The sequence below is a fragment of the Radiobacillus kanasensis genome, assembly GCF_021049245.1.
GTDB classification, from domain to species: domain Bacteria; phylum Bacillota; class Bacilli; order Bacillales; family Amphibacillaceae; genus Radiobacillus; species Radiobacillus kanasensis.
The window spans coordinates 3485563-3511164 of the sequence record NZ_CP088020.1; the positions used below are offsets into that span (position 1 = coordinate 3485563).

At 39.1% G+C, this 25602-nt stretch carries 30 protein-coding genes and 1 riboswitch; of the genes, 12 read left to right on the forward strand and 18 right to left on the reverse strand.

Features of this window, described 5'->3' with window-relative positions:
- Window positions 1-56: 56 nt before the first annotated feature.
- A complete protein-coding gene (locus KO561_RS17785) occupies window positions 57-236 on the forward strand; it encodes an SE1832 family protein (RefSeq protein ID WP_231094658.1) in 180 nt (59 codons plus the stop codon).
- A 15-nt stretch (window positions 237-251) separates the two neighbouring features.
- Here KO561_RS17785 and KO561_RS17790 read toward each other — a convergent pair whose 3' ends face one another.
- On the reverse strand, window positions 252-2120 hold the full coding sequence (locus KO561_RS17790) for a cation:proton antiporter (protein ID WP_231094659.1): 1869 nt from the start codon (window positions 2118-2120) through the stop codon (window positions 252-254).
- A gap of 247 nt (window positions 2121-2367) precedes the next feature.
- Here KO561_RS17790 and recQ point away from each other — a divergent pair, with 247 nt between their 5' ends.
- Window positions 2368-4458 carry a DNA helicase RecQ gene (gene recQ / locus KO561_RS17795; RefSeq protein WP_231094660.1) on the forward strand — a complete coding sequence of 697 codons (2091 nt, stop codon included), beginning with the start codon at window positions 2368-2370 and terminating at the stop codon, window positions 4456-4458.
- Between the two features lie 37 nt (window positions 4459-4495).
- Here the strand turns inward: recQ and KO561_RS17800 are convergent, their stop codons facing one another.
- From KO561_RS17800 to KO561_RS17810, 3 genes are all read right to left on the reverse strand, one after another.
- Window positions 4496-4660 carry a hypothetical protein gene (locus KO561_RS17800; protein WP_231094661.1) on the reverse strand — a complete coding sequence of 55 codons (165 nt, stop codon included), beginning with the start codon at window positions 4658-4660 and terminating at the stop codon, window positions 4496-4498.
- Window positions 4661-4729: 69 nt separating this feature from the next.
- Window positions 4730-5971 carry an aminopeptidase gene (locus KO561_RS17805; RefSeq protein WP_231094662.1) on the reverse strand — a complete coding sequence of 414 codons (1242 nt, stop codon included), beginning with the start codon at window positions 5969-5971 and terminating at the stop codon, window positions 4730-4732.
- 108 nt (window positions 5972-6079) lie between these two features.
- Window positions 6080-7966 carry an ABC-F family ATP-binding cassette domain-containing protein gene (locus tag KO561_RS17810; RefSeq protein ID WP_231094663.1) on the reverse strand — a complete coding sequence of 629 codons (1887 nt, stop codon included), beginning with the start codon at window positions 7964-7966 and terminating at the stop codon, window positions 6080-6082.
- A gap of 388 nt (window positions 7967-8354) precedes the next feature.
- Here KO561_RS17810 and KO561_RS17815 point away from each other — a divergent pair, with 388 nt between their 5' ends.
- Window positions 8355-8681 (forward strand): winged helix-turn-helix transcriptional regulator, encoded by a 327-nt coding sequence (locus tag KO561_RS17815; RefSeq protein ID WP_231094664.1) that lies wholly within the window; start codon window positions 8355-8357, stop codon window positions 8679-8681.
- A 43-nt stretch (window positions 8682-8724) separates the two neighbouring features.
- On the opposite strand, the gene KO561_RS17820 is transcribed toward KO561_RS17815, so the two are convergent.
- Window positions 8725-9267, reverse strand: a complete 543-nt coding sequence (locus tag KO561_RS17820; RefSeq protein WP_231094665.1) for an acyl-CoA thioesterase — start codon at window positions 9265-9267, stop codon at window positions 8725-8727.
- A gap of 18 nt (window positions 9268-9285) precedes the next feature.
- A complete protein-coding gene (gene cls / locus KO561_RS17825) occupies window positions 9286-10728 on the reverse strand; it encodes a cardiolipin synthase (protein ID WP_231094666.1) in 1443 nt (480 codons plus the stop codon).
- 167 nt (window positions 10729-10895) lie between these two features.
- Between cls and KO561_RS17830 the strand changes: the two genes are divergently transcribed.
- A complete protein-coding gene (locus tag KO561_RS17830) occupies window positions 10896-11093 on the forward strand; it encodes a gamma-type small acid-soluble spore protein (RefSeq protein WP_231094667.1) in 198 nt (65 codons plus the stop codon).
- 37 nt (window positions 11094-11130) lie between these two features.
- Here KO561_RS17830 and KO561_RS17835 read toward each other — a convergent pair whose 3' ends face one another.
- From KO561_RS17835 to KO561_RS17855, 5 genes are all read right to left on the reverse strand, one after another.
- Window positions 11131-11226 carry a YjcZ family sporulation protein gene (locus KO561_RS17835; protein ID WP_231094668.1) on the reverse strand — a complete coding sequence of 32 codons (96 nt, stop codon included), beginning with the start codon at window positions 11224-11226 and terminating at the stop codon, window positions 11131-11133.
- A gap of 51 nt (window positions 11227-11277) precedes the next feature.
- The gene (locus KO561_RS17840; RefSeq protein WP_231094669.1) at window positions 11278-11376 is read right to left on the reverse strand and encodes a YjcZ family sporulation protein; all 99 of its coding nucleotides are present in this window, start codon (window positions 11374-11376) and stop codon (window positions 11278-11280) included.
- A 58-nt stretch (window positions 11377-11434) separates the two neighbouring features.
- A complete protein-coding gene (locus tag KO561_RS17845; RefSeq protein ID WP_231094670.1) occupies window positions 11435-11536 on the reverse strand; it encodes a YjcZ family sporulation protein in 102 nt (33 codons plus the stop codon).
- A gap of 49 nt (window positions 11537-11585) precedes the next feature.
- Window positions 11586-11699, reverse strand: a complete 114-nt coding sequence (locus KO561_RS17850; protein ID WP_231094671.1) for a YjcZ family sporulation protein — start codon at window positions 11697-11699, stop codon at window positions 11586-11588.
- A gap of 292 nt (window positions 11700-11991) precedes the next feature.
- Window positions 11992-12246 carry a stage VI sporulation protein F gene (locus KO561_RS17855; protein ID WP_231094672.1) on the reverse strand — a complete coding sequence of 85 codons (255 nt, stop codon included), beginning with the start codon at window positions 12244-12246 and terminating at the stop codon, window positions 11992-11994.
- A 185-nt stretch (window positions 12247-12431) separates the two neighbouring features.
- Between KO561_RS17855 and KO561_RS17860 the strand changes: the two genes are divergently transcribed.
- The 6 genes from KO561_RS17860 (at window position 12432) to KO561_RS17885 (ending at window position 15836) form a co-directional block, all read left to right on the forward strand.
- On the forward strand, window positions 12432-12593 hold the full coding sequence (locus tag KO561_RS17860) for a YjcZ family sporulation protein (protein WP_231094673.1): 162 nt from the start codon (window positions 12432-12434) through the stop codon (window positions 12591-12593).
- A gap of 92 nt (window positions 12594-12685) precedes the next feature.
- Window positions 12686-12802 (forward strand): YjcZ family sporulation protein, encoded by a 117-nt coding sequence (locus KO561_RS17865; protein ID WP_231094674.1) that lies wholly within the window; start codon window positions 12686-12688, stop codon window positions 12800-12802.
- A gap of 48 nt (window positions 12803-12850) precedes the next feature.
- Complete coding sequence (locus tag KO561_RS17870; protein ID WP_231094675.1) at window positions 12851-12967, forward strand: YjcZ family sporulation protein; 117 nt, start codon at window positions 12851-12853, stop codon at window positions 12965-12967.
- A gap of 185 nt (window positions 12968-13152) precedes the next feature.
- A complete protein-coding gene (gene rarD, locus KO561_RS17875; protein ID WP_231094676.1) occupies window positions 13153-14079 on the forward strand; it encodes an EamA family transporter RarD in 927 nt (308 codons plus the stop codon).
- Window positions 14080-14262: 183 nt separating this feature from the next.
- Window positions 14263-15210: an SGNH/GDSL hydrolase family protein gene (locus KO561_RS17880; RefSeq protein WP_231094677.1), complete on the forward strand. Its 948-nt coding sequence runs from the start codon at window positions 14263-14265 to the stop codon at window positions 15208-15210.
- Window positions 15210-15836: a YpmS family protein gene (locus tag KO561_RS17885; protein WP_231097243.1), complete on the forward strand. Its 627-nt coding sequence runs from the start codon at window positions 15210-15212 to the stop codon at window positions 15834-15836. Before KO561_RS17880 ends, KO561_RS17885 begins: the two co-directional genes overlap by 1 nt.
- 372 nt (window positions 15837-16208) lie before the next feature.
- On the opposite strand, the gene KO561_RS17890 is transcribed toward KO561_RS17885, so the two are convergent.
- The 5 genes from KO561_RS17890 to KO561_RS17910 form a co-directional block, all read right to left on the reverse strand.
- A complete protein-coding gene (locus KO561_RS17890; protein WP_231094678.1) occupies window positions 16209-16769 on the reverse strand; it encodes a GNAT family N-acetyltransferase in 561 nt (186 codons plus the stop codon).
- 15 nt (window positions 16770-16784) lie between these two features.
- Complete coding sequence (locus KO561_RS17895) at window positions 16785-17633, reverse strand: DUF4097 family beta strand repeat-containing protein (protein ID WP_231094679.1); 849 nt, start codon at window positions 17631-17633, stop codon at window positions 16785-16787.
- A 1-nt stretch (window position 17634) separates the two neighbouring features.
- Window positions 17635-18186: an HAAS signaling domain-containing protein gene (locus KO561_RS17900; protein WP_231094680.1), complete on the reverse strand. Its 552-nt coding sequence runs from the start codon at window positions 18184-18186 to the stop codon at window positions 17635-17637.
- Window positions 18179-18502 carry a PadR family transcriptional regulator gene (locus KO561_RS17905; RefSeq protein WP_231094681.1) on the reverse strand — a complete coding sequence of 108 codons (324 nt, stop codon included), beginning with the start codon at window positions 18500-18502 and terminating at the stop codon, window positions 18179-18181. Before KO561_RS17905 ends, KO561_RS17900 begins: the two co-directional genes overlap by 8 nt.
- A 146-nt stretch (window positions 18503-18648) precedes the next feature.
- Window positions 18649-19230: a hypothetical protein gene (locus KO561_RS17910; RefSeq protein WP_231094682.1), complete on the reverse strand. Its 582-nt coding sequence runs from the start codon at window positions 19228-19230 to the stop codon at window positions 18649-18651.
- 196 nt (window positions 19231-19426) lie between these two features.
- Window positions 19427-19533, forward strand: a riboswitch (SAM riboswitch).
- Window positions 19534-19666: 133 nt separating this feature from the next.
- On the opposite strand from KO561_RS17910, the gene KO561_RS17915 reads away from it, so the two are divergent.
- Window positions 19667-21439, forward strand: coding sequence for an aminotransferase class V-fold PLP-dependent enzyme (locus KO561_RS17915; protein ID WP_231094683.1), 1773 nt, complete (start codon window positions 19667-19669; stop codon window positions 21437-21439).
- A gap of 42 nt (window positions 21440-21481) precedes the next feature.
- On the opposite strand, the gene KO561_RS17920 is transcribed toward KO561_RS17915, so the two are convergent.
- A complete protein-coding gene (locus KO561_RS17920; RefSeq protein ID WP_231094684.1) occupies window positions 21482-22435 on the reverse strand; it encodes a cation diffusion facilitator family transporter in 954 nt (317 codons plus the stop codon).
- A 199-nt stretch (window positions 22436-22634) separates the two neighbouring features.
- Here KO561_RS17920 and KO561_RS17925 point away from each other — a divergent pair, with 199 nt between their 5' ends.
- Entirely contained in the window at window positions 22635-22964 is a 330-nt protein-coding gene (locus KO561_RS17925) for an ArsR/SmtB family transcription factor (RefSeq protein WP_231094685.1), read from the forward strand.
- A gap of 346 nt (window positions 22965-23310) precedes the next feature.
- On the opposite strand, the gene KO561_RS17930 is transcribed toward KO561_RS17925, so the two are convergent.
- A complete protein-coding gene (locus KO561_RS17930) occupies window positions 23311-25488 on the reverse strand; it encodes a DNA topoisomerase III (RefSeq protein ID WP_231094686.1) in 2178 nt (725 codons plus the stop codon).
- Between the last annotated feature and the right edge of the window lie 114 nt (window positions 25489-25602).

A 25602-nucleotide genomic window follows, 5' to 3' on the forward strand; every position in this document is an offset into this window, starting at 1 on the left:
GATGATTTGACTTCTTTTTATCAATTTTCTAAGGTTGACATAGAGGTGATAAAAAGATGAATAAGAATGAAATCGAAGCAAGAATTAGGGAAATAAAGTCAGATTATATTCGAATCCAAGCGGACCTCGAAAAAATGGGGAATATTGGTGGCAATACAGAACGCGGTGAACAGCAATTAGCTGCCCTAGAAAAAGAGCTTGCTGAATTAAATAAAAAGCTAGATGAGTTTGACTGAACTAAAGATCCCCTTCTATGTGAGGGGATCTTCTTTATTAATATTCTGGTCTCGTTGTTCCTCCAGTTTAGCTAATATTTTTTGATACTCCTTACTTGGTGGTGTCAAACTAACGACGATGTCACCAGCCGTAGCCTTTGGATTAGATTCATTCGTAAGAAAATCCATTTCACCGGAGCTTTTTAGAATAAATAACACGGTTGTATCCTGCCCGCGTTCATCTAAATATTGGTTATAGGAGTACTGATCTGTGATCGTCGTTTTACGGAATACATATCCGGATTCAATACGAGTACAAAGGCTTTCTAGAGAGGAGCGGTCTGAAAATAGGAGCCTTCCGCCAATCGTATTCACTAAATCCTTTACGTCCTCTTCATCATCGAGCTGAACAGGCAATTTAAAGACGTTACTTCGGCCAAATTCTGGTACAAACGTCGTACATACCAATGCATTGTAGGAGTCAAAATCCGAAGCAGAGATTAAGTAATCGTATGGAGTCATATCTAGACGATACTCGGTTTGTTCTGAAAGTATTTCACCGTGGTAAACATGTATCCCTGCATTTCTAGCAATACCAAGCCGGTCCCATGAACTGTCCACGATAATAGATGGAATCTCTAAATCATCAAAAGTTTCAGCAAGAGTTTTCGTAAATGGATTGCTTCCAACTATTAATACTCCAGGCTGGTCGTCTGCAGCTAGATTCAACTTTCTTGCCAACCAACCGATAGAAAAACCGTGTGTACAAACCGTAAAGAATACTAATGCAAACGTCAGAGATGTAATAATAGAAGCATCCTCATACCCTTCTTTATACAAAACGGTTGCAAAATAACCAGAAACCGTTAGCGCCACAATACCACGTGGTGCAATCCAGCCTACAAGAAACTTTTCAGCGGTAGACAAGTCGGTCCCAATCGTAGACAGGAAAATGGATAATGGGCGTACGATAAACAACATGAGCAGAACAAATCCAATGATTTCTATATTAAATACTTCCATGAGCGTCTCTCTCGTCAAAGAAGCAGTCAGCATAACAAAAATAGCCGATATTAATAAAATGGATAAATTTTCTTTAAAGTGGCGCATATCCTGGATAGAAGAAATCCCCATATTAGCTAGCGTCATCCCCATCGCTGTGACCGCTAATAACCCTGTTTCATGCGTGACTTCATCCGCAATAGTGAAACAAGCGATAACGGCTGTAAACACAACTGGTGACTTTAAAAATTCAGGAATATAGCCGTGTTCAAACATCCAACCAATTCCTTTTCCACAGATAATCCCGATTGCTACTGCAAAAAGAGAGGCTAAACAGAAGATTAATAATGAGCTAATATGTTTGCCATCTCCTGCAAAAAATACGATTACCTCTAAGGCGAATACAGCTAGTAACGCCCCAAGCGGATCTACGATAATCCCTTCCCATTTTAAAATTTTTGCCGGTCTCGGCTTCAGTTTTGACTGTCTAAGCAACGGTAAAATCACCGTTGGACCTGTAACAATAAATAAAGCACCGATAACAAAGGAGACTGTCAAAGATAGCCCTGCAACGTAATGGGCCGCTAACGAACCGAGTAACCAGCTAATTCCAGCTCCAACGGTCGCAATTCGAAAGACAGGTTTTCCTAACCCTTTAATATCTTTAATATCTAAATTTAAGCTTCCTTCAAACAAAATGATTGCCACAGCCACAGAAATAATCGGACTATATAAATCACCAAAATCCTGCTCGGGATTAATCAACCCGATTATCGGTCCCGCCAATAGTCCGACTATAGACATCACGACAATAGCTGGCATCCGAAAGCGCCAAGAAAACCATTGCGACCCAATCCCCAATATACCAATTATCATAAACTCTAATAATATAGAGTGAATCATCATTTATCCTCCTCTATTCCCCGATTCGAATAGGATTTGATGGGCAGTCCTCGATAGGAAGACTGCCCATGCCTTTTTTGGAAAATTTTTATTTTCATAACCTTTCATTTTCTTATTTTTCAAATATGACATTATATTATCCTTTTTTCCCATCCACTAAACATAGATAAAAGACTCTCACTTGTTAGCCAATCTTCTTTAAATGCGATAAACTAATGGTTGTACAAATAAAAAAAGGACGGTTTTTATGATCGCACAAGCAGAAGATCTATTACAACAGTATTATGGCTATACCTCTTTTCGTAAAGGTCAAAAAGCAGTCATTGACCAGCTCCTTCACCAACAAAACACGCTAGCGATTATGCCGACCGGTGGTGGAAAATCCATTTGTTATCAGATACCTGGTCTGATATTAGAAGGAACAGCTATTATTATTTCTCCACTTATTTCTTTAATGAAAGATCAAGTAGATGCCTTACAAGCTCTTGGCATTTCTGCAACCTATATTAATAGCTCGTTAACTACGGAAGAACAACAAAGAAGAATAGAACAAGTAAAAAAAGGGTCTTATCAATTTCTTTATGTAGCTCCAGAAAGATTTGAATCTCAGTCCTTTATTCATACTATAAATTCGATTTCCTTATCTCTTATCGCTTTTGATGAAGCACATTGTATTTCCCAATGGGGACACGATTTCCGTCCTAGCTATCGCTCGATTGTGCCAGCCCTTAAGCAAATTGTGAATTTACCCGTTTTGGCTGCCATGACCGCAACTGCGACGGATGACGTGATGGCGGATATTCAAGACCTTCTGTCCATTTCTTCCGAGAACATTGTAAATACAGGCTTTGCTAGGGAAAATCTATCTTTTCAAGTCATCAAAGGGCAAGACAAAAAAGCGTTCATCTCGCAATATACGGAAGCACGGAAGCTAGAATCCGGCATTATTTATACCGCTACACGAAAACAAACCGATTCCCTTCATGCTTTTCTAGAGAAAAAAGGCTTTCTTGTTGCCAAATACCATGGTGGCCTTTCTGAAACAGTAAGAAAGCAAGAGCAATATGCTTTTATCCAAGACGAAAAAACGATTATGGTCGCCACCAATGCCTTTGGCATGGGGATTGATAAATCGAACGTTCGCTATGTCGTTCACTATGCTTTGCCAATGAATATCGAGTCTTATTATCAGGAAGCTGGTAGAGCAGGAAGAGATGGAGAGCCTAGTGATTGTGTCTTATTGTTTTCCGGTCAAGATATCCAGCTTCAGAAATTTCTAATTGACCAATCTGGCGCTGGTCCCGATAAGAAAAGCCAGGAATACAAAAAATTACAAGCAATGATCAATTACTGCCACACCGAACATTGTTTGCAAGCCTATATATTGGACTATTTCCAGGATGATGCTTCCGGCAAAAACTGTGGTACATGTAGTAACTGTAAGCATCAAGGTAAAAAAGAGGATATGACGAGAGAAGCTCAAATGGTGTTATCTTGTGTCAAACGAATGGGAGAGCGTTTTGGAGCAAGCTTAACAGCCAAAGTGTTGAAAGGTTCTAAGGACAAAAAGGTAAGAGATTTCAATTTGGATAGTCTGTCCACTTATGGCCTTATGTCTTCTTTTACAGAAAAAAATATTACACAAATTATTCATTTTCTCATAGCAGAAAATTTACTTTCCCCTGGGCAAGAACGCTATCCGATTCTTTCTCTTACGAAGGCAGCAGAGCCTGTCTTAAAAGGGGAACAAAAAGTATGGATGCAGCAAATAACCATAAATCCCGTTGCGAATGTTGACTACCAAGCATCTTTATTTGAAGAATTTCGCTTACTTCGAAAACAACTTGCTGAAAGGGATGGCGTACCTCCTTATGTGATATTCTCTGATGCAACGCTAAAGGAAATGACCAGACATTTACCAGACTCGACAGAAAAGCTTTTACAAATTAAAGGGGTAGGCTCAAAGAAAATGGAGCAATACGGGGAAGCCTTTTTACAGACCATCTTGACTTGGAAAGAAGAAAAACCAGATAGAAATCAAGATTCTCCAAGCCATATACAATCCTACACCCTGTTTGAACAAGGCTATGAAATATCTGCAATTGCGAAGTTAAGAAACATTACCGAACAAACGGTTACGAATCATCTGTTTACTTGTTTCAAAGAAGGAATGGAATTAGATTGGACCTTGTTCTTTGATGGAGAGCAAGAAGAAGTAGTTTTACAAATGCGTGAACAGATAGATGAACCGCGGCTTAAGGATATAAAAGAACTTGTTCCGGATGATTATAGCTATACAACCATTAAGGCTGTTCTCACAAAGAATGGGTATATGTAAAATGCCAGGCTGTTATCTCTAAACAGCCTGGCATTCTCTACTTTTTCGGTATAAACTCTTTTTCACGGTCTCTATTTTGACAATCTGAACACATTTTCATTTTTTCTTCTTTACTCGTTAATAGTTTTCCACAGCTACTACATTTCCCATATTCATTAGGGTTCGCTTGGAACCCGGAAAGGTGTGCCTCTGGTCCTATCATTATATAGTCCCTCCTATTAAAACTATTAGCTTTATATAGGAAGTTCCCGGTAAAGAAAATGTTTAAACATTACTCATTGAAATCAAGTGCCCAGGTCCCTTTACGGAAAACCGCTTCTGTTTTTCCATCCTCTGTAACTCCATCGATATCTAATTCTGCAGAACCGATCATAAAGTCAACGTGTGTTAAGCTATCATTTACTCCATGCTTATCCAATTCTTCTTCATTCATATCAGATCCACCTTCTAGATTCGTTGGATACGCCTTACCAAGCGCAATATGGCATGATGCATTCTCATCATAAAGCGTATTATAGAAGATAAGTCCTGATTGAGAAATTGGAGATTCATTAGGTACAAGAGCAACTTCTCCAAGTCTACGAGCTCCCTCATCCGTATCGAGTAAATGCTTCAACGTGTCATACCCTTTTTCAGCTGTAAAATCCACAACTTTCCCATCTTTGAACGTTAAGCTGAATTTATCAATCATATTTCCACCATAAATAAGTGGCATCGTACTAGAAACGGTTCCGTTCACCCCATATTTGTGAGGCATTGTGAATACTTCTTCTGTTGGCATATTTGGATTAAAATCATGACCTTTAGCATTCTTGGCCGAACCGCCTTTCCAAATATGCCCTTCAGGAAGCTCCATCTCAAATTCCGTTCCAGGTGCTTTATAAATAAGTTTTTTATATTTTTTATTATTTAAGAATGCTCTTGCTTTACGCAAAGTCGCATTGTGTTCTTCCCATGCAGCAACCGGATCCGCTTGATCTGCACGAACAATTTTAAAGATCTGTTCCCAAAGACTTTCAACAGCATCCGTTTCTGATTGATCCGGGAATATTTTCTTTGCCCAATCCCCTGTTGGGATGGAGATAAGAGACCAAGGAATAATATCATTCATCGTATATGTACGAAATTCCTTCATCGCCTCTGCACTTGCTTTCGTTGCATTGGCTACTTTTTCCGGGTCAATGTCTTTTAAGAGATCTGGATTAGTAGAACGTATCGCTAATAATGCGGCGCCGTCTTTCGCAAAATCTAATTGCTTATCTACACTCCATTGTGGAACATGGTTTAAAACCTCATCCGGAGCGTGCTGATACTTCAGCAACGTTAATTCATCATCATTCCAATTAACATGAACGTTCTTTGCTCCAAGTTCATAAGCCTTTCTTGCTACAATCTTTGTAAAGTCTACCCCATCAATTGGAGCATTAATCACTAAAGCCTGTCCCTTTTGCAGGTTTACACCTGTACGTAATGCTAACTCTGCGTATTTTTCCATCATCTGTCTTTCTGCCATACTTAACTTCCCTCCGTATATTTGTTACTTCTATCTCTATGCCATGCTCTATTATTTCATAAAATTTCGAATACAACAAAGCATTGCTTCCAAAATAAGTCATATTGACTATTTTTTGAGCTCTTCGACGAGTTGGGAAAGTTCCTCCCAGCGCTCTATAGCCTCTTCTAGCTGCTTTTCAAGCTTGCTTTGTTTTTCATACAGCTCCTGTACCTTTCCAACATCACTTCCTGCCGCCGCAATTTCTTCCCCTAGCCTTTCTATTTCTTGCTCCATTTCTTCAATTCTATCCTCAATACCATCCCACTCTTTTTGCTCATGATAGGAAAGTTTTTTCTTCTTCTTCGGTTTTTCTTCTGGCTTGGCTGGCTTTTTCTCTTCCTTCGCCTTTACTTGTTCTTTTCTATCCTCCAGAAATTCTGAATAATTTCCATAATAGAGGTGGGGTGTTTTTTCTCCTCTTTGGAACACTATCAGTTGATCCACCACACGATCTAAAAAGTAGCGATCGTGAGAAACGGTGATGACAACACCTGGGAACTGCTCTAAATAATCCTCCAGCACTCCTAATGTTTGTGTGTCTAAATCGTTGGTTGGCTCATCTAAGAAGAGAACGTTCGGCTCATTCATCAAAACACGAAGTAAATACAGCCGACGGCGTTCCCCACCAGAAAGTCGGCGGATATACGTGTATTGCTGTGATCTTGGAAAAAGAAATCTTTCCAGCATTTGCTCTGCAGTGATAGTATCTCCTTTCGCCGTATGAATAACCTCTGCAACTTCCTTTATATAGTCAATCATTCGTAAATTTTCATCCACATCCACGTTATTTTGTGTGTAGTAGCCAATTTTCACCGTCTGCCCGACATCAAATGTACCTTCGTCTGGCTCTATATTACCTGCCATCATATTTAGGAGAGTTGTTTTACCACTGCCGTTTGGCCCGATAATACCGATTCTATCTCCCGGTATAAACAAGTGATTAAAATTTTGGATAATGGTATGCCCTTCAAAGGACTTAGACACATCTAAGGCTTCCAGCACTTTCGTTCCTAGTCGAGAAGCCCCCACCTGTACATCAAGACTCTCCTTATTCGTATGAAAGGTTTGGTCCTTCATTTCTTCGATTCGTTGTTTTCTTGCTTTTTGCTTGGTGGAACGAGCTTTTGCTCCTCTTCTAAGCCAGGCTAATTCTCGACGCATCGTATTGGCATGTTTTTGCTCACTTTGCAATTCCTGTTGCTCGCGCTCTGCCTTCTTTTCTAGAAACATTTCATAATTCCCAACATAGGAATACAGTTTCCCGTTTTCCAATTCAAACATGTAATTGGTGATTCGGTTTAGAAAGTATCTTTCATGCGTAACCAGCATAATTGAACCAGAATATTGAGGGAGATAACTTTCTAGCCACTCGACTGTCTCATTATCTAGGTGGTTTGTCGGTTCATCCAACAACAAAAGATCCGCAGGTTGGATTAAAGCTTTTGCTATCGCTACTCTTTTTCTTTGACCACCCGATAGTTCAGCAACTCGTTTATGAAATTCCGTTATTCCTAACTTGGTTAATATCGTTTTCGCCTGTGTGTTTGCGTCCCACGCTTGCAGTTTATCCATCTTTTCTTGTGCGGCTATAAGTTTATTCTGTAAAACTTCGTTGTTCGGCTTGGCCTCAAGGTCTATTAACACTTTTTCATAGTTTCTAAGTGCAACCATCACAGCAGAGTCTCCATAGTATATATGATCCAACACCGTTAATTGATCATCTAAATAAGGCTCTTGTTCTAAATACTCAACCCGAAAATCATTCGCATGATTCAACTGACCATCATCGAAGGATTCGATTCCTGCAATCCCTTTTAAAAGAGTAGATTTTCCTGTTCCATTTACGCCAATCAAGCCAATGCGTTGTTTTTGTTCCAAGGTAAAGGATATATCTTGAAATAATATCTTGTCTCCATAAGATTTCGAAACTTCTTCTACTGATAATAAACTCATGTTTAAGCTCACCCTTTTATTTACTATCTCCTCATTATAGTCGATAGGATAGGAAGATAACACTGAAACGGAAATTTACGACATGGCAACTCATGTGATATAATTACATGAGTTACTTTTTGTAAGTTGGTAATATTTTTCAAAATAGCTGTTTTCGTGTAGTTTATTGCTATTTATATAAATTGCGACATAACGAAAGAGTGATTCTTTTATTTTCTTTAACAAGTTGACTGCCAATCCGGCGAAAATCCTTACGTCGCATTTTATATCAACTATCAACATGTAAAAATCCTACTAGGAAAAGCAAAATCTTTAGAACATAGCCTTACAGAAAAGGCTTACAATACCGATGAAAAAGAAGTATGATAAAAGAACAGGGGGGAGAATTATGAATGAGCTATGTCCGAGATTTGAAAAAGCGATGCAACTGTTTAGTAAACGGTGGGTTGGCCTGATATTATTTGAGCTTCTTGATGGTTCAAAACGATTTTCTGAAATGGAAGCAGAGCTCCCTATTAGTGGCCGGCTTCTATCTGACCGTTTAAAGCTTTTAGAGCAAGAAGAAATCGTCAAAAGGCATATATACTCAGAGTTCCCCGTGCGTATTGAATATCAATTAACGGATAAAGGACGGGCATTGGAGCCTGTTATTAAAGCCATACAAGATTGGTCCCATGATTGGGTTACGGAAAATGAGATTGAAATAGAAACATAAACAGAAAAAACCTACTCAATTTTTTAAATCGAGTAGGTTTTTATTAGAAAGGATTCTTCCCAAACCGACTTTTCTCATTCCAAGGAAAGTTCGTTCCAAAGGAATTCGCCACTTGTTTGGATTGTTTTCTTCTTTCTTTTCTTAAAGCCGCTCTCTCCGGTGCACCTTCATGCAGAAGTTTCTCTTCCTCTGATTCGGGATAAACACTAGGCACCGTGGTTGGTCGCTTATCTTCCCCTATCGCAACCATCGTTAGAAAGGCTGTCGTACAAACTTTTCTATCACCCGTTAACAGATTTTCTGTTACAGCTTTTACAAAAACCTCCATGGACGTATTATGCGTCCACGTTACAAAAGCTTCCAAGCAGATGGTATCTCCTTCTTTAACTGGATGAAGGAAATCAACTGAATCTGTCGACGCGGTTACAACAGGCTTTCTCGCATGTCTCGTTGCCGAAATGGCAGCCACGTCATCGATATGCGCCATGAGTTCCCCACCAAATAACGTTCCATGACCATTTGTATCAGGTGGTAAAACGTGTGAGGTTTTTACCGTTAACGATGCTACACTAGGTTTTGATTCCATCTTGCTAACATTCCTTTCCTATAAGATCGGGGAAATCAAGCGAGATACCGACTCCTTAACCTTGATCCAAGCAGAACGATTTAAGTACTGATTATGAGTGAGCGGAGTAGAATCTTCGATATCCTCTTCAAATTTTTCTACTAATTTTTTGGCAATGTCACTATTGTACAAGAATGCATTCACTTCAAAATTCAGTCGGAAGCTTCGAACATCTATATTTGCTGTTCCAACTGATGCTATTTTTCCATCCACAATAATCGTTTTAGAGTGTAAAAACCCCTTTTCATAAATGTACACGTGCGCCCCGGCATTCAGCTGTTCGCCAATATTTGAATAGGTTGCCCAATAAACAAATGGATGATCCGGTTTATTCGGAATCATAATCTTTACATCAACTCCGGAGAGTGCAGCAATTTTTAAGGCATCTGCTAGGCTATCGTCCGGAATGAAGTAAGGAGTCTGAATATATACATATTCTTTTGCAGACATGATCATTTTGATGTATCCATTTTTGATTTGTTGCCAGTCGGAATCAGGGCCACTTGAGACAACTTGCACCCCAACATCTCCCGCTGCTTCAGCTTCATAATAACGTTCTTTATATTCAATATCATGGCGAGAAGCCTGGTTCCAATCTAAGATAAACCTCGTTTGCATATTGCGTACTGCATCCCCAACAATTTTCAAATGTGTGTCTCTCCAATAACCAAATCTCTTGTTATATCCTAGATATTCATCCCCAATATTAAATCCGCCAATATAGCCAATTTTTCCATCAATGATGGCGAGCTTGCGGTGATTACGGTAGTTGATTTTAAAATTTATTCTTGGGATTAAAGGCGGGAAAAATGCTTCAACCTCCGCACCCGCTTGGCGAATTTTTTTGATAAACCTTCGACTTAGCTCTCTTGAACCCATGTCATCATAGAGTACTCTTACTTCAATTCCCTCTTTCGCCTTCCTACTAAGGGCTTCGGCAATCCGCTGCCCAAGATGGTCATGGCGAATAATATAGTACAATAAATGGATATGATCTTTTGCCTTCTCAATATCTTCTAACAAAGCATGGAATTTCTTTTCCCCATCTGTAAAAATTTCCACCTGATTATCTTGTGTTAAAATCGCGTCATCATTACGAAGATGTAAATAAAATAAATCTTTGTATTCCCTTAGTCTTTCATCTTTTAGAATCAATCGATCCTCTTCTAATGCGCGAAGCTGCGATTGAACGGCCTTCTTCACACCGAGGCGACTCTTTGTATCCCACGTAAATATTCGACGGTTGCTTAACTTTCTTCCAAAAATCAAATAAAGGATAAAGCCCAAAACCGGAATAAATAGTAAAACCATGAGCCAGGCCCATGTTGCACTTGCATCTTTGCGTTCTAAAAAGACAATAGCAAATGCTAAGGCAATGTTAAAAACAATAATAGATCCTAAGAGGTAAGGAATAAACTCCACCCGCTCCCCTCCTTAAGCAACCTTCGAGGTATGTAATATCCTTACTATAGCACAAAGTACATCGTATCATACTCCATCTTTTCTGTAGATGAATTTCTCCTTCTTTCTTTTTTACGAATGAAAAATGGTGATTGTTTCATCCTAAACGTAAAGAGGTGGTGATTTGGATGTCAGAACATCGTACAGTCGCTGGCACAGATATTCATAACGTGAAAGAAAAAAATGCGAACTCCGGTATGAGCTACAATGAAGCGAAGGAGTTCATCGCCCGTACTACCGGTGGACACAACACGAATATATATAGCGATACCAACGTGGAGCAAGTGAAGAAAGAAATCCAAAATAATGAACAAGAAAAAAGATGAGAAGGAAAACCCTTCTCATCTCTTGAAACATGCTTAACTAATAGCCATAGCCACCAATTGGGAAGTTATTACCTGCAATCACTAATAATACGAACAATACCACTAATAGAATGAAACTGTTGTTACCAAACATTCTGAATACCTCCTTAAAATATGGTGTCTATTCTTTTTTAAAACTAGTTAATTAATAACCATAGTCGCCGCCTGTTGGGTAGTTATTACCAACGATAACAAGCAATACGAAGATAACTACTAATAGAATAAAACCATTGTTACCAAACATGATATAAATTCCCTCCTTCCAAATTTATTGTTTTTATTAAAACCGTTTCGTTATCTTATTAAGCCCAGCCGTAGTCGCCGCCAGTAGGATAGTTATTCCCTACAATGACAAGCAATACGAACAATACGACTAATAAAATGAAGCTATTGTTACCAAACATTCGCTATCCCTCCTATTTGGTATTCTTATCTTTCTTTGTGAATCCAGTATTACCAACCGAATCCGTTTCCGCCTGTTGGATAGTTGTTTCCTACGATAACTAACAGTACGAATAACACTACTAATAGAATAAAACTGTTATTTCCAGTAATTCCGTAACTCATCAACTCTCACCTCCAAGCGTGATTTGCAGCATACGGTGAAAATCATTTGGATAGCTTAATAGTCTTTCATTTCCATTTAATGCTTTCCTGTTTATTTCGTTTGTAGTAGGTCGCTAGCACCGAGTGATGCTGTGTCTTACACTACTTACCCTATGTAGAAAGCACCATCGTGGTTGGGGCAAGTGTCCCAGATTCCAATAAAACGGGCGGATGTGCCGTATCCATCCCTAAAATTAAATGCAGTTTCTTCTATAAAAAGGAAAACAGCCAGGTTCTCCCTGACTGTTCTACATCACTTCTTATTAATCATTTTAGAAATCGTGGACTCATTTAACATTCCTTTGTTTTTCGAGATCATTTTTACGAGCATATCTTCCGTGGATTTGTTTACGGGTTTTCCAGCCGTTTTCGACACTTTTTTAATAAGTCTTCGTACAGCCTTTTCGTCACTAAGGTCTGTTTCTTTAAAGGAGTCCGCAATTCCTTTAATACTATTCATGTCTACTCCTGTTTTTTTCTCAATCTTCTTTGAGAACTGATCACTCATACTATCCCTCCTTTTCTATCATCCTATGCATCTAAGGAAAGAAGTGTATGGATATGCGTACAAGATAGGCACCGCGATTACGTGTTTAATTCCGCCTATTTCCCTAAAACCGAGACATTCGTCTAGGTCACGAGAGACATAGACACATATGTTGAAAGTATAACGAAATAAGGAGGTGCTTAGGTATGGCTTGGAACGCAGGCTATGGTGCCTACAACTACGTGGGTAATTGCCAAGGTGGTGGCTTCTTTGGCGGAAACAATGCCTTCACGTTATTAGTTGTGCTTTTTGTTCTATTAGTAATTATTGGCGGAGCATCTTACCCAATGGGGGAGATTGAAGACTAAGTTCTTCATTTATTATAGAAAGGCAAAACAAATGCCCAATCAAAACTTTCAAAACCATCATAGACTGATAGTGTTGCAAGGAGGTGAAGAGCATGAGCTACGCAGGCGGAGTTTTCGGTAACAACGGTTTCGTATTATTGGTTGTTATTTTCGTATTGCTTGTCATCGTTGGTAACAGCTATCCAATGGGTGGAGGATACGGTTACTAATTAGACACTATTAAGAGAAAGATCACCTACTAAAAGGAGGTACAAAGAATGAGCTACGGAGTATTTGGCGACAACAACGGCTTTGTGCTGTTAGTGGTTATCTTCGTACTTCTTGTCATCGTTGGTTCTAACTATCCAATAGCTGGTTATGGCTGGGGTTACTAGGAGCCAAAAGATGATAAGATCATGTTCCATTAAAGGGATATGATTCCTTGAAGTGCAGAGGAAGGGGTTTAGCTCCCTTCCTCTTTTTCATTGTCAAGCTGATTTAATTGCTTTTTCCCTATATAAAATCTAAACTTAGCTTATTCTTTTTTGATCATTATTATAGGAAAAATGAGGGATACGTGATGGAAAACAGAGAAATAAAGATTGGTATTGTATACACGGCTGCCTCGTACATACTTTGGGGTTTTCTCCCGATTTATTGGAAAATGGTCGGATCGGTTTCTGCTGGACAAATATTAGCCCATCGAATTGTATGGGCCTTTGTTTTTATGATGATTCTTCTTATAGCACTTGGAAAAACCCGTGCCTTTCTCGCCGAAATTAAAAGAATTGCTTCAAACAAAAAGACCCTAATCGGCATTACCATTGCATCTGTTGTCATTAGTTTGAATTGGGTCATTTTTATTTGGGCAGTAAATAGTGATCATGTCGTTCAAGCTAGCCTTGGTTATTACATTAATCCACTTGTAAGTATTTTATTAGGAATGATTGTATTAAAGGAAAGTCTCACACGATGGCAGATCCTTTCTTTTATATTAGCTGCCTTTGGTGTCATCTATTTGACGATTAATTTTGGCGTATTCCCTTGGGTATCGATCGTGTTAGCATTGTCCTTTGGCCTATATGGTTTATTGAAAAAGACAGTTGATATAAGTGCCATGTTCGGTTTAACAATTGAAACTCTAATCGTATCCCCACTCGCCGCAATTTACTTAGTCTATGTAGGGATACAAGGCGTTGGTGTACCGTTTACTTTTTCTCCTCTTTTCTTGCTTCTTTTAGCTGGAGGAGTTGCTACCGCCGTTCCTTTACTCCTGTTTGCAAGTGGAGCAAAACGGATTCCACTATCCATGGTTGGATTTTTACAATATTTTGCCCCAACGATTATGTTAATCATCGGTGTATTTAAGTATAATGAACCGTTCACCCATGCTCATCTCATTGCTTTTCTTTTCATTTGGACTGCGCTAGTGATTTATACAGTATCGCGCACGAAATGGTTTAAACGATTAGAAGGAAGCATGTTGGAAAGAAAGAAATCTTATTGATTATTTAGGCTGAAAACTGGTGTGTTTATCTACACATCAGTTTTCTTTTTCTTTCGCTATTTTTTTCTATTGCTACTCCTACTCCAATTCGCTTAAAATGAAGTACTAGGTTTAGTTTCTGACGTTTCCTAAATGGGAATATAGGGAAACCTATTTATAGAATGGAATATGGAAGTGATTAAGATGCGCAGAGTAACCGTCACTTGGATTGTGATCTCCATCCTCATCCTTATCGGAGTATGGTATGTTTGGCAGCTACAATCCCCTTCTTCAGACGCAGAACCAGTCCCAACACCGAAGAACGTCATTACAGAAATAGCAAAAGAATCAAAGAATGAAGAAGCAAATAAAAAAACAGACCCTGCAAATGAAACCGAGCAACCCGAAGAAAAGGACATTGCAGAAGAAATAAAAGAAACGGTAGTCCATGTCGTAGAAAGTGCCATAGGACTGTTTATAAAAAAAGATACAGATATTGTAGCCATAGGCGATTCTCTCACACAAGGTGTTGGAGATACGACAGAAAATGGTGGTTACGTCGGAATTATTGAGAATACATTAAAAAGCACGAATGAAGAAATCGATATAAAAAACTACGGTAAAAGAGGAAATCGCACGGATCAGTTATTAGACCGCCTGAAACAAGAGGAAATTTCCGAATCGATAAAGGGAGCTGAAATTGTTCTCATTACAATCGGGGCAAACGATATTATGAAAATCGTCCGGGAAAACTTCACTAACTTAGAATATAGCCTTTTTGTAGATGAGCAAGTTCGGTATAAGGATCGGTTAAGAAAAATTATGGATACCATGTTGGAGTTAAATCCGGATGCCAAGATTTATTTGATTGGCTTCTATAATCCCTTTTCTCAATATTTCCAAGAGATTGAACAGCTTGATCAAATCATTGACAACTGGAATGCAACTGGTCAAAGTGTAACAGATGAATACGAAACAGTTTCCTTTATTCCTACGTACGACTTATTCGAAAATACAGAGGAAGACCTGTTTTATTCCGATAATTTTCATCCTAACACGAAGGGGTATGAGTTGATGGCCGAACGAGTATTAAAAGCCATTGAACCCGCCATTAAAAAAGAAGACGTTAATCAGGAGGACGGAGATGAGTGATGAATGAATCAACAAAGAGAAAACAGAATTGGAAGCAATGGTTTCTTATATTAGCAGGGATTAACGCCGGAGTTATTTTGCTATTGCTTCTTCTTATTTTTTTACCTCCACTGTCATCAAATCAGCCGCCTAAAGGTGAAAATATCGAAGCGGAGGATGGTGCTGAATTCGTGGTTCGATCTAGTAAAGAAGATTTAAGTCAGCTTATAAATGGGTATTTAGATAAGATGCTGAAAAGTAAAGCGGATGACTTCGAAGTCATATTAGATAAAAATGTGGTCATAACCGGTGCCGTAGAAGCATTCCAATCCAAGATTCCTGTCACGATTGAAATGGAGCCTGTTGTACAAGAAAATGGTGACTTGGTATTAAAACAGGAAAAGATTACACTTGGAAGACTACCACTCCCTAGCAAAAAGATATTATCCTATATTGATAAAGGATACCCAATTCCTGATTGGGTGAAAATTTATCCAAAAAAGGAAAGCATCTACGTAGCCGTTACGGAAATGGATATTAAAAGTAACTTTAAAGTAAAAGTCGAGTCCTTTGATTTAGAGAATGATGATTTACGATTCAAATTTAAAGTACCGAATAAGATATTCGGATTATCTTTTAAATTTTGATCCATAATATTAGAGGGGTACATGTTCTAATTAGTTCCATGTTGATGGAGAAAAATACAAAATGAACAAATGAATAGCATACCAAATGGCATAGATATTGGTATGCTATTTATTCATGGATTTCTTATTGCAACCCGGATATTGATTCCTCTATTTGAAGCAAAAGCAGCCATTTATATGTTTCAAGGACATCTGTTCCGCTATCCATCAAAACTGAAGCTAATATTCTATGAAAATTCACTAAATAAAGTACTGGATGTCCGCTTAGACAGCTGTATGGGTATAATCTTTAAAATAAGGTCCTAGATGTCCACCAAAAGAGCAACAAATGAAAGTCGCCAGTCTTTCTTTATTCACTGCCTGCACTTCCTCTTATTTTACTTTCGCATAAATGCACGTATCTCTTAATTGCTCACCGTCCATGGAGACATCATCATTTTTCACAATACCTTCTAATTCAAAGTCTAGCCGCTCTGGGATTGCGCGGCTTTTCGTATTAAGTCGATCACATCGGATTTCGACTCTTCTAGCACCTAGAGTCTCAAAAGCAAAATTTGTGATGCCCTCTATCGCTTCGGTCATGTACCCTTTTCCACTTTTTCTAGAATCAATCCAATATCCGATCTCAAATTTAGGAACAGACCAATCCATACGGTGAAGACCGGAAGAGCCGACAAACTCTCCACTTTCACGATCAAAGACTAGAAGACGAAGATCTTCCCTTTTTAAAAATTTAATTTGGGACTCTCGTATATTAACTTCTACATCTTCTTCCGTTTGATCCTTGGTCGCAAAAGGGAGCCATTCTTTTAAGTCATCCTTAGATGCCTGTATAGCTTGATAGACTTGTGCACCATCTCCAGGTTGAGGCATTCGAATGTGCAATCGTTCCGTGTCAAATGATGTTGGTACTTCTATTAGTAGTGGATTCATCTTCTAACTCCTTTATCAGTTTTTCTCAACTTGGACCTCCCCTACATCAGCTTTCACTTGAAGCAGCGAATTTCCATTTCCTTGTTCTACATAATAACTTCTTCCAGACGATTTTTGAATACTAGAAAAACCTTCCACAGAAACTCCTCCTACATCACTAGCCAAATCAAAAGTAAAGTTCTTTGGCTCGTTAATAAGGGACACCGAAACCTCACCTACACTGGACTCAATATGCACATCTTCTTCTAGTGCGTTAAGCTCTAAACTTACATCTCCTGTGTCTGATTCAATATGAAAAGCACCCGTACCACCGTTTACTTCAATTTCTCCTACGTCAGAGCTTAATGTACTCGTATCTGCAACCACTTGATCGACTTTGATATCCCCTACATCACTAGTAGCAGTAAATTCCCGAGCTTTAACTTGATGAACATCCACTTCGCCTACATCCGATTCAATGGCTAACGATTCGAACTCTTTATCCGGTAGTTTTATCTCTACAACCGATCCATGGTCACCAAATGAAATATTCGGAAAGGAATACCATGGGGAATCATCTTTATTAAAAACGACTTCAACTACATCTTCCTTTTTATCAATGGAATATTCAATCTGACCCTTTCTTTGTTCACTTGCTCGGATTGATACTTCGATTTCGTCTGAATTACTTCGTTTGACTTTCACTTCGCCTACATCTACTTTTACACTTAAGTGTTGCACATTTTCGGCAGCAAACGACTTAGATTCTGTTATGTCGTGGCTATTCCCTCCAGTAAGGAAGTGGTCTCCAGACGCATATGTCGTTAAAACACCAACTATTCCTAATACAAATACGATAAAAGCTATAAGAGCAACTTTTTTCATGTTAGCGTGCTCCTTTCACAATTTTAATGTTGTATTTCACATATTTTAAAATAAGAAGATACAAGACTTTCCCTACGTAAAGCATGGCGATTCCGAACAACACCCCAAAGCTAGAGATAGTTATCGTTATGAAGAAAGGCTGAAGTAAAGAATCTGTTTGGTGAAAAATAAGTGCCCCAAGCCATACAATGGGAGTAAAAATGAGAGCGATGGATGCTGCCACAAGTCCTACATATGCTGCTGTAATGCCAGCTACAGGTCCAATTACGAAGATGAGATTAAAAAAACTTAAACTAATCGTGGCTAGAATAGCTCGTGAAATATTTTTCACTGATTTGTCTGCTTCTGCTTGTGTAATTCGATATTCCATGAACATGTCTTTCGCAATCACTTTTGGATTCCCTAACTCTGCTGTGATTTCTTCTTCTGTTTTTCCTTCTTGTTCTCCCATTTCAAAGTGCTCTTCAAAATCATATAAGAGCTCATGGCGATCCTGCTCTGGAATTCTTTCAAGTTGCAAGTCAAGCTCCCGCATGAATGTTTCCTTATTCATTTTTCTCTGCCTCCTCAATAAGTTCATTGACCCCACTACTAAACTGTTTCCACTCTTCAATTAAGGACTCCATGTATTCTCTCCCTGCTTCCGTTAAGGAATAATATTTACGAGATGGCCCTTCTGTTGATTCGGATAAATAAGTCGTAAAATAATTCTCTTTTGTTAAGCGCCTGAGTAAGGGATATAACGTTCCTTCTGCAACATCTATACGTTTTGAAATGTTTTGAGCTAGCTCATAGCCGTATTGATCTTTTTCCGAAATCAAGACTAAGACACAAAGCTCTAAAACACCCTTTTTAAATTGGACATTCATTTTTTCAGCTCCTACCTTTTATCCACTACTGATTAATATCTTGTAGTTGACAAAAAATAAAATTAGTTGAGAACAGTATAATACACACTAGTGAATAATGCAAGGTACTGATTTAAAAATAATATAGCTTGATTTTCACCAAGCTATTAACCTAATGCTCGATTGAAGGTTCCAACCATAGGATTTGGCTGGGTTTCTAATAGGTATGGATAATCACTTAATTTTCCTCTATACAGTAATTCTAGCTGATGAAGCTGAATTAAGTCTTGAGGACGTACGAGACAAACGGGCTTTTCTATTTCGATGACTCCACTTTCTTTAAGCAGTGTAGCCACAAATTGCGAACAGAAATACTTGTTTTCACGATTCCACTCTCTATTCATGATGACAGTAAATAAACCTAGTAGGTTGTACCGATAGTATTGTTGCATAGATTCCATAAGCTGAATTCTACGTTTCATAATAAAAAGTTCCTGATCTGTTACGGAGTAGCTATAGACCGCACAAGTCGCTCTTTGAAAGAGCTCCACCCCCACATTTTCCCGTACAAAGCCACCGTTAAACGGATTTCTAGGACTTTTTCTTCCAAAGCTATAAAGCTCTGTTAGACCCTTATCAAAGGCGATGGAACAGTGGTTTAAACTGGATCTCGTACAGAGGTTAATTGTTTTATTTAGTAATGTTCCTGTATCTGTAAAAAGCAAATATATCTTTTTAATCTTGGTCAAACCCCTTCCAACCCCTTGAATTCTTCTGGGATGATTCTAGATTATACATCTATCATACCTTTAATCTCATATTTATCAATAAGACTTTTTGTTAAAAAACATTAAAACTAAAGTCTTATATTTTTTTTAGCATTTAGGGTTGACTCCTTCCAATAAGTGGATTATAATCCATTACAAGTTAGTCTAAATCGAATATCTCTTATCCAGAGCGGCGGAGGGACTAGGCCCGATGAAGCCCGGCAACCATCAAGCAATTTTGAAAAGGTGCCAATTCCTACAGGTCCGTGATCTGACAGATAAGAGGAGGAAAACGTTGATACCGTCCTCTTCTTAGGAAGAGGGCGTTTTTATTTCCTTTCTTTTCCCTCCCTTCCTTCATGTACCTTGTGGCTGCCATTTACTTATTCCTAGAATATAAAAATTAGGAGGAACATGTATGGTTAAATCATTTTCGCAACAAGGAATCGAAACACTTTTACTTCACGGAGGTCAAGAGCCTGACCCATCAACTGGGTCTAGAGCGGTACCTATCTATCAAACTACTTCTTATGTATTCCGAGACACGGAGCATGCTCAAAATCTATTTGCACTAGCAGAGCCAGGCAATATTTACTCAAGAATTATGAATCCAACTGTGGATGCTTTTGAAAAACGAATGGCACTTCTTGAAGACGGAATAGGTGCTGTCGCCACTTCCTCAGGCGCAGCTGCGATTACCTTATCCATTTTAAATATCGCGAATTCCGGGGATGAAATTGTTGCGGATAGTAATTTGTATGGAGGGACCTACAACTTATTTCAAAAAACATTACCGAAGTATGGCATTACCGTAAAATTCGTAGATGGTTCAAATCCAGAAAATTACCGAACTGCCATAACAGATAAAACAAAAGCCATCTTTGGGGAAATTATCACAAACCCAAGCTTAAACATTTTAGATGTGGAAAAGGTTGCAGCAATTGCACATGAACACGGTGTTCCACTTATTGTCGATAATACGTTCGCAACTCCTTATCTTTCCAAGCCTTTGTCGTGGGGAGCGGATATTGTCGTTCACTCTGCTACGAAATGGATTGGTGGACACGGCACAACGATCGGTGGAGTAGTCGTGGACGGTGGCCGCTTCGACTGGAATAACCCGCGATTCCCAGAGTTCACGGAACCAGACGAAAGCTACAATGGATTACGTTATGCACAGGATATTGGCCCGGCAGCTTTCTCCATCAAATTAAGAGTGCAGTTGCTAAGAGATATCGGAGCATGTTTAAGTCCACAAAATGCATTCTTGTTTTTACAAGGGCTAGAAACGTTGAATCTACGAGTTAAACAACATAATGAGAATGCTCAAAAGGTTGTGGATTACTTAACTACTCATCCTGCGGTGGAATGGGTGACTTATCCAGGATTAGAGGATCATCCATCACATGATTTAGCTCAAAAATATTTGAGTGGCCACTACGGTTCCATCGTAATATTCGGAATTAAAGGTGGTCGAGACGCAGGAAGAAAACTCATTGATTCCATAAAGCTTTTCTCTCACGTAGCCAATGTTGGCGATGCGAAATCACTGATTATCCACCCAGCATCCACGACGCATCAACAATTAAATGAAGATAGCTTAAAGGAAAGCGGCGTGACCGAGGAACTAGTGAGACTTTCCATTGGACTTGAAGCACCTGAGGACATTATCGGGGATCTTGACCAAGCGATTACCAAAGCAACCGGTCAGGAAGAGACGATCGAAGCGACTACGGATCAGGGTATAAACTGGGCCCTTCAATCCTCCTATGACCGTTCTTCTGGCCAACCTAGACAAAAGGCAATTGCTGTTGTTGGATTGTCCGAAGATGAAAACAACGAGGCTTACCAAGAAGCAGCCAAGTTACAGCAATTTGGATTTCGAATTATTCCTGTCGGATCAAATTCAGATCAGCTGTTTGGTGTGCCAGCGCACCCTAGTCTAGCGACCATAAATGAAGAAGTTGACATCGTTTATATCCCTAACACGGGACTGGATGTGTTATCCTTCTCTGATATTGAAGCGTTAGATACAAAATTATTATGGCTAAATACTCCGACACCTGTTTTAAAGGATACAACAGCCACAAATCTAAGTGGTGTAACGATTGTGGAAAATCGCAACATTTATGAAGAGGCACTGAAAGCTAGAGGCTCTGTAGACAAAAAGCTTTCTAAAATTGGATTATGATACGATAGAAAAAAGCTTGAGGAAATGACTCCTCAAGCTTTTTTAATGACTATGTCCATGATGATGATCATGCCCTTCTTGTTCCTCCATTTGACACATAATCGTGTCTTCATGTGGGTGTTCCTCATTTTCTAATTGAATCGTCACATGACCGATTCCTTTATGCTGCAAGCGATGCTCTATATCTCGTAACATGTCTTGGCTTTGTTTCAAAGATATATTTTCCCTGACTACAGCGTGACAGGATAATGCATTTTGACCGCTCGTAATACTCCAAACGTGTAAATCATGGATACTTGTTAAACCAGGCACGCTCTTTAATGTTTCTACAACATCATCCAGGTTCACATTTTTCGGAGTTCCTTCCATCAACACGTGCAGAGAATCCTTCGTTACACGCCATCCGCTAACCAAGACTAAAAAAGCTACGATGACACTTGCTACAGGGTCTGCCCAGCCCCAACCAAACGCCATAATTAAAACAGCTGCAACGATTGCTCCGACCGACCCGAGCATATCTCCGAGCACATGAAGGAAAGCTGCTCTTACATTTAGGTTTTCCTCCGTGTCACCGCGCATTAATATCCATGCAACAAGGATATTTATTAGAAGTCCAATGATTGCGATAATAAGCATTCCGGTAGAAGCAACCTCAGGTGGATCTTGAAAACGGTGGTATGCTTCATAAAAAATATAGAAAGAAATGAACGCAAGGGTAATCCCATTAAACAAGGCTGCTAAGATTTCAAATCGCTTATATCCATACGTCTTACTATAGTCTGCTGCTTTTTCCCCAATGATAAAAGCAACAAGTCCCACACCTAGCGCAACAGCGTCACTAAGCATATGTCCAGCGTCCGATAACAATGCAAGGCTGTTGGTGATAAAGCCTCCGATTGCCTCCACTATCATAAAGCCTGCTATTAAGATGAAGCTGATGAATAAAGCTTTCTTATTGGCACCATGTGTATGGTCATGGCCGTGATCATGTCCCATCTGTTACTCCTCCTTTATGTATATCACTATATGATTATATTATCATATATGTTACTATTAGCAAGTGAAATTTTTATGAAAACAAAGAGAACGCGTACTTTACACCCATAGCTATTCCCATTTGGTGAACAAAAATTGACAAGGTTACCGTTATTCTATACGATTTTTTATATAGAGTGTATTTATAGAGGTGAAAAACATGGAGAACGTACCTGAGGAAAACAAAGACAAAGAATATGAAGAGCTGGATGAAGAAACCTTGTTTGTCGTTTCGCAATCCTTTAAAGCCTTAAGTGATCCTACACGAATCCGAATTCTTCACTTATTATTTCATAAGGAGTACTCCGTAAACGAAATAGCAGATACCTTAAACCTTCGCCAATCAACCGTATCTCATCAACTTCGTTTTTTAAAAAACCTTCGTTTGGTTAAGTATAGAAGGTCTGGAACGACGTTATTTTATTCACATGATGATGAACATGTAATAGATATTCTGAAACAATCCATTAACCACGCACTACACCATTGATCAATCCGGTCCGCGACTTCGGGCCGGATTTTTTAGTCCCCCTTTTTAGCTGTACAAACTTTGTCCTTTCCCTTCACTAGTTCTTCTGCAAAAATTAATGAGCCTAGTCTGAGTATATTTCTAAAATCAACAGTTTTATGCTTTCTTTTCATTCATATAAATGTACTTTTAATTAATCGAACAAAGGTACATAGCCTATAGAGTCCACTTGTATAAAAAACAGGAGCGCCTGCTCACATAGGTAACATTTATCGTTATTGGAATAGCCTTACTTATTTCGATTCGGATTGTAGCAAAGGATGATGTAATGAAGTAAAGAGACGGGACACTCCCGCCCCGTCTCTTTTTATTTCTTCTTCAGTTTTGCTAAAGCTTCTGCCAATGCTGGGTTTGTAAACTCATCGTTCTGTTTCTTCATATATTTTTGCACATCTTTCTTGGAAACTTTGCTATTTTTCTCTTTCTGTCTGCGCTTGTTAAAGCTTGATAGCTTTTCACGGTGACCACAGCTACATGTAAAGGTTTGCCCTTCTCCTTCACCACGCAACTCCAATCGCTTGTGACAGTTTGGACAACGTGCATTTGTTTTCTTAGCAATATTCTTTTTCTTGCCACAACTTCTATCCTGACAAACGAGCATGCGACCTTTACGCCCATTTATCTCTAACATAAGCTTTCCACATTCCGGACATTTCGTTCCAGTAATATTATCATGCTTGAACTTGTCCTCACTTGCTTTGATCTCTTGGACTACTGTCTTCGCATAATCCTTCATTTCTTTGATAAAGCTGTCCTTTTGCAGCTTTCCGGAAGCAATCGCTTCTAGCTTCGTTTCCCATTCTGCTGTTAGCTCAGGTGACTTTAAGTCTGCAGGGACTAACTCTAAAAGCTGTCTCCCCTTGGAAGTGGTATATAAGTACTTCCCTTTCTTCTCCATGTAGAAGCTATTAAATAATTTTTCAATAATGTCTGCCCTTGTTGCTACCGTTCCAAGTCCACCCGTTTTGTGCAATGTTTTGGCAAGGTCTTTTCTATCTGATTCCATGTACTTCGTTGGGTTTTCCATCGCTTGAAGTAAGGTACCTTCTGTAAACCTTTCTGGTGGCTTTGTTTCTCCTTTTGTTATGTGTAAGGAAATGTTAGCTAACGTTTGGCCAACCTGTAAGCTTGGTAACAGCTGATCTTTGTCATCCGTTTCTTCGTCTTGATAACGGTTTTGATAGACTTCTTTCCAGCCTTGCTTTTGAACGTTCTTCCCTTTTGCCGTAAATGTTTCTTCCCCTATTTGAACGGTGATTGTTGTTTGTTCATATTCAAATGGTGGAGATAAAACAGCTAAAAATCGTTTCACGACAAGATCATAGATCTTTCGTTCCTTGTCATCCAAGTCATATAGAGATACATTTTCTTCCGTTGGTATAATCGCATGGTGATCTGATACTTTTTTATCATCCACAAACGATTTATTTGTTTTAATGCCATTTCTCAATATCCTTGATGCAGCAGAAGCATACTCGTCCACACCGCAGCCTTTCAACCGATCTGCTAAGGTTGGCACGATATCGGATGAGATGTATCGAGAATCGGTTCTCGGATAAGTAAGGACTTTGTGCTGTTCATAAAGCTTTTGCATGATTGATAAGGTTTGTTTTCCCGAAAAGCCAAAGATGCGGTTTGCATCACGCTGTAAATCCGTTAGGTCATATAGACCCGGTGCAAACTTTTTCTTTTGCGATTTGGAAATATCCGCTATCTTTGCTTCCTTCCCTTTTAACTGAGAAAATAGCTTATCTATTCGGTCCTTTTGAAAGCTGCGACTATTGTTGTTCTTTTGGTCATGCCAAGTCAAGCTAAAGCTTTTCGTTTTGGCTTCTAATCCGTAATAAGATTGTGGTTTAAATTCTTTAATCTCCGCTTCTCGAGAAGCAATCATTTGAAGAGTAGGGGTTTGTACACGACCACTTGATAGCTGGGCATTGTATTTTGTGGTCAGTGCGCGAGTAGCGTTAAGCCCCACATACCAGTCAGCTTCTGATCGCGCTACGGCTGAAGCATATAAGTTTTCATATTGTTTCGCATTCTTCAACTGGTTGAAGCCTTGAGAAATGGCTTTATCGGTAACGGAAGAAATCCAAAGACGCTTTACCGGCTTATGGATACGAGCTTTCTCTAAAATCCATCTCGCCACAAGCTCTCCTTCTCTTCCAGCATCTGTAGCAATGACAACGTCGGAAACATCATTACGGTTTAATTGTGATTTCACGGTGTTAAACTGTTTTCCAGATTGTTTGATTACTACGAGCTTCAGTTTATTTGGAAGCATCGGTAAATCTTCTAGCTTCCACGTTTTATATTTATCATCATAAACTTCTGGGTCTGCCAAGGTTACGAGGTGCCCGAGCGCCCAAGTAACGATATATTTAGAGCCTTCGATGAACCCATTTCCATTTTTCGTACATTTCAATACACGTGCAATATCTCTAGCCACAGAGGGCTTTTCTGCTAGCACTACTGTTTTTCCCAATTGGAACAATCCCTTCTACAAACATGTCCTTACTTTAACATATTCTTTGGAAAGACACACTGTCGTGGAAACTCCGAATAAAAAGACCCATCCGAAAATGGGGGAATTATCGAA